At 44.2% G+C, this 3,390-nt stretch carries 4 protein-coding genes; 1 reads left to right on the forward strand and 3 read right to left on the reverse strand.

The annotated features are described in order from the left end of the window. Positions 1 to 383, reverse strand: a 383-nt coding sequence (gene rimM / locus PX484_RS09620) for a ribosome maturation factor RimM (RefSeq protein ID WP_288103634.1), incomplete at its 3' end; no start/stop codon positions are given. Between the two features lie 150 nt (positions 384 to 533). Here rimM and PX484_RS09625 point away from each other — a divergent pair. Next, positions 534 to 1,331 (forward strand): Tab2/Atab2 family RNA-binding protein, encoded by a 798-nt coding sequence (locus PX484_RS09625; protein ID WP_287766767.1) that lies wholly within the window; start codon positions 534 to 536, stop codon positions 1,329 to 1,331. On the opposite strand, the gene PX484_RS09630 is transcribed toward PX484_RS09625, so the two are convergent. Further along, positions 1,314 to 2,108, reverse strand: coding sequence for a CPBP family intramembrane glutamic endopeptidase (locus PX484_RS09630; RefSeq protein WP_288103636.1), 795 nt, complete (start codon positions 2,106 to 2,108; stop codon positions 1,314 to 1,316). The genes PX484_RS09625 and PX484_RS09630 overlap by 18 nt on opposite strands. A gap of 368 nt (positions 2,109 to 2,476) precedes the next feature. Beyond that, positions 2,477 to 2,863 (reverse strand): AbrB family transcriptional regulator, encoded by a 387-nt coding sequence (locus PX484_RS09635; protein WP_002765913.1) that lies wholly within the window; start codon positions 2,861 to 2,863, stop codon positions 2,477 to 2,479. Between the last annotated feature and the right edge of the window lie 527 nt (positions 2,864 to 3,390).

The raw sequence follows: 3,390 nt of genomic DNA on the forward strand, positions 1-3,390 counted from the left end.
AAAATATCTACTACAACCCCGATTTTTTCTCCTGTCAGGTGATGATAAACCTCTAAGTTTACTAGCTCACTAACATGATATTCATCCGCTTTTAGGCGAGGTTTTTCTAGTTTATTCGCCCATAATTTATATCCGCGCAAAGCTTCGGCTTGTTCCCGATTTTCAACCCCCTCTAACTTGATAACATAAACATTTTTTCCCGGTAGCTCACGTCCCCTGAGCAGAGTAATTTCTTGGATTTCTCCCCCCTGGGCCCCTTGTATTCCCCTAATACCTCGCTTCTGAAAACGTTCGGGAAAATCTGATACCGATAAAACTCGCAATTCTCCCTCCAGTCCCTGGGGTGCTACTATTGTCCCAATTTCTAGCCAATTTTCTTCCATTGTCTCGACATTTTTTGCTATAGCTTTCCCTAGTATATAGCCTTTTTTGTCTCGCTCCTAGATTTTAAAAGTCTTGGTAAGGTAAAATTTTTAGTTGACCTCTACTCCTGACCATTTTTTGACTTTTTACTGGTGACTTTTTACTGAATTATGACTATTTGGCAAGCGGATTTTTATAAATCTTCATCTTCTCCTCCTCCTGAGACAGTCTGGCAATTGTTAATTTTCGATCCTCTCGGTCATCTTATTTATGAAAATTCCTGTCCCCAATCCCAAGCTAATAGCGACTGGTTAACCCAACAGTTACAGCAAGCTTGTCAAGTCTCCTCCCCAGAAATTATCCAAGTTTTTCGCCCCCAATGCGCCAATTTATTTCTCCTCGCTGGTCAAAATTTACAGATCAAAGTCGAGTTAACCCGTCACGTTAATGCCCTGAAAAAACAGCTAGAATTGCGGCAAATCCCCATAAATATCGACTCTCCTCCACCACAACCCCTACCCGACCAATTTTTAGGTCAAGAGTGGCGTTTTGCTCGTTTTCCCGCCGTTGATTTAGTTAATTTTTTTGGCGATCGCCGAATACCGATTCTTTCCCTACCAGAGGCCTTTTACCCTTTAAAACTAGGTTTAGCCTCCACTCTAATGATCCCCGGTGTGGTTATTACCGGTGGTAAAAAATCTCTGGCCATCGCTCGTTGGTTGGAGGAAATTAACCCAGTATTTATCGATCATATTCCCACAGAAAGGGGGCGATCGGGCGGTTTAGTCTTGGAATCGGGCCTAAATGAACGTTGGATTTTCCTAACCTACGAGGATGAAGAAGTGGCCCTGGCAGCCAATGTTTATCAGGCAACCAAACAGGAAAGCCAAGGTTTGCACTTTCTCCTCATACAACCGGATGATTCTGGTCGCACTTTTACCGGCTTTTGGCTACTGAAACAAGTTTAACCCCCAAGCTGTCCCCAAGAGGCAAAGAATGCCGGCTAAACCCGCTAAAGGTTGGTTATAGATACCTTTAACCCAAGCTAACCCAGAATCGCTGTAAGACATCAATTCGGCACTGTCTAGCAACGCTAATCCCCACACCCAACCGCTATGAAGTCCCCAAGCTAATCCTAAACTACCATGATCGATCGCCCGCGCCCAGACCAGAACCATGCCCATCAGAAATAAACCGGGTAGTTGCGGCAGCGTTTGCTGACGTTCCCAAAGCAGATGCAGCAGGGCAAAAATTAGGCTAGAAATGGCTCCCGCCACCCAAAAACCGTATTCTTGGCTTAATTGGCTCAAAAAGATGCCCCTAAAGATTAATTCCTCGGTAATACCCACCCAGAGGGCCACTATCAACAGGGGTAAACTCAAGGAAAAAGCACGAGTTAGATTTTTGGGCTGCCAATGTACCCAGGCCAAAATCCCCTCTAGGAAAAAAATTATCCCTAATCCCACCACTGCCAGGATTAATCCTTTAGTTAGGGAGATAAATAGGGAAAATGACCAAATTAATCCGTAATTATCGAGGCTGCTCCCCTCTATCTTCAATAATCCCCAGATAACTAAGGGAGCCAAGACGTAAAGAGAGGCCACCATGGGCAATTTTTGGTCAGGTTTTGTCCCTTGCAGCGGTTGCCATCCCAAACGACTCCCTAAACCAATGGCAATGGGCAGCCAGAGAATTAACCAGGCTAACAGGAAAATAATAATTTTTATTAAGGCGGTAATCTCCATTGTCAATTAGGGGTGTGGGGTGTGGGGTGTGGGGTGTAGGGTGTGGGGTGTGGGAAGAATAAACAAAAATAATCTCCTGAATACTAACTCGGAGTCTCCTGTCTCCTAACACCCATAAAACCAACCCCCTAGGCATAGGACAACTGTGGAACTTTGCTCTGGTAAAGCCTAGCTCCAACAAAAATCCATCCCTAGGGGGTTGCGAAAAAGAAGAAAAAGTGCTTAAGGAAAACCCCTCAAGTTGATAAAAGAGGCGGTCAGGGGTTAGAATTAGGGGTAAGAATCTATATTGTCTTTTTGGTCGGTCTTGTCAAAACTAGCCCTTTTGACTGCCGATTTTTTTTCCTTATCCCTACTCCGTAACCTATTTAAGCTTCTACCGATTCTTCTGATTCCGTTTGTTTGAGGTGGATGTGCTTGTAGCCAAGTTTGATTTCAAACTCATCGCCGGGCTGCAAGTTCATTTGTTCGGTATAGGTGGAACCGATGACGATTTGACCATTTTTGTGGACACTAACCCGGAAAGTGGGTTCGCGGCCACGGCCATCTTTAGTGCCTTCGGGATCGAGAGGAACCCCTTTTGCACCCAAAACAGCATCGTAAAAGTCGGTTAAATTGACCCGAACTTGGCCATCTTTACTTTGAGAGTAGTAACCACAACGTTTTGCCGTTTCGCGACGGGGTAAGTGGGATAACTCTTTGACTTTTTGTAGTAGAGCTTTCCCGGTTAGGGGAGTAGGAGAGATGTCACTCATGGTACTTTTTAATGTTCCTTGATTTTTGACTGACTGTCAATTAAGTTTACACTGACAAATTGATCATACCAAAAATCTTGCCAAAAATGTCTAGAGGGGAATAATAAATTTTTTAAAACTGATGGTTCGGTGATGACAATCGTGCTAAGAAGACCCCGGACTAGGTAGTAAGTGTAAACCTTGTGGGGGAGAGGAAATTTTTGGTCAATACTCTGGCAATTTTTGGTCGGGTGCGAGGAAAACAGGGGGGAGAAAGTAAGTCCATAAAACTGTTTAAGCTATACCTAGCAAGGAATAGAGAAAATATACTTGTGGTTGTAGTTGGCAAAAAACTAATGACCCAGAGCAGTAAATCCGGGGTGATTAAACTGTTTTCGATCGACTTGCCCATCTATCATTAGGCCTAGATACCCACCCCTTGGCTCAACCGACCGGGGAAAATCTTAAGGATTAATTACCATTACTAGCTCCCCTTTGGCCCGTTAACATCGATTATCCTGAGTATTAGGAGTCCCTCATCCCCGTGC

The sequence above is a fragment of the Microcystis sp. M49636_WE2 genome (assembly GCF_030065375.1).
Classification (GTDB): Bacteria; Cyanobacteriota; Cyanobacteriia; order Cyanobacteriales; family Microcystaceae; genus Microcystis; species Microcystis aeruginosa_C.

Excerpts from the sequence above, each read along its gene's own strand:
- PX484_RS09635 (WP_002765913.1), bottom strand. The coding sequence starts at position 2,863 with ATGAGTGACATCTCTCCTACTCCCCTAACCGGGAAAGCTCTACTACAA.
- PX484_RS09625 (WP_287766767.1), top strand. The coding sequence starts at position 534 with ATGACTATTTGGCAAGCGGATTTTTATAAATCTTCATCTTCTCCTCCT.
- PX484_RS09630 (WP_288103636.1), bottom strand. The coding sequence starts at position 2,108 with ATGGAGATTACCGCCTTAATAAAAATTATTATTTTCCTGTTAGCCTGG.